General features: G+C 56.7%; 1 protein-coding gene and 1 pseudogene. Both read left to right on the plus strand.

Features of this window, described 5'->3' with window-relative positions; translation table 11 throughout:
- Positions 1 to 219, plus strand: a pseudogene (locus tag HMPREF1627_RS00365) (TetR/AcrR family transcriptional regulator); the annotation flags it as partial.
- A gap of 73 nt (positions 220 to 292) precedes the next feature.
- On the plus strand, positions 293 to 677 hold a 385-nt coding region (locus HMPREF1627_RS10060; RefSeq protein ID WP_081940718.1), incomplete at its 3' end, for a MarR family winged helix-turn-helix transcriptional regulator.

Genomic DNA, 677 nt, shown 5'->3' on the forward strand with positions numbered 1-677 from the left:
CATCTTGTTGCCGCCCGCTTCAAGGAAGCAAAACTAAATGCTAAAGCCGCCCCAATCTACGCGCAGATGCTGGTTGGACTAATCGCCCAAGTTGGTCAATGGTGGCTAGAAGAGCGCAGCCCCGATAAGAAGACCGTGGCCTCTCACATCGTTAACCTCACCTGGCTCGGACTACGAAATCTGCACCCCGATCCGCAGCTACTTAGCGACGCTGATTAAGGTGAACTTCAAAATCAACGAAGACAAGAGTCTTGATTTCAAGTATCTTTGAAGCGTGAGTGAAAACAAACGCATGCCCGTCCCAACTCCGGACGACGAGGTTGACCGCATCGTCAGCTCTTGGCAAAAAGAGAGGCCCGACCTCGACTCCACTCCCATGCTCGTTTTCTCGCGCATCACGCGACTGGCCCGCCACCTCGACCTCGCGCGGCGAAACGCGTTTCTTTCGCACGGCCTCGAGCCTTGGGAATTCGACGTTCTTTCGTCCCTACGCAGGTCCGGTAGCCCATATGCGCTCACCCCGGGCGTCCTCATGAACGAACTGCTCGTATCATCTGGAACCATGACCAACCGTATCGACAGGCTGGAAGCAAAAGGGCTTGTTGAACGATCCCCTTCCCCGTCGGACCGGCGCGCCGTCCTGGTGTCGCTAACCGTCGAGGGTCGCAAACGCGTGG

It is taken from the genome of Actinomyces sp. S6-Spd3 (genome assembly GCF_000758755.1).
Taxonomy (GTDB): domain Bacteria; phylum Actinomycetota; class Actinomycetes; order Actinomycetales; family Actinomycetaceae; genus Pauljensenia.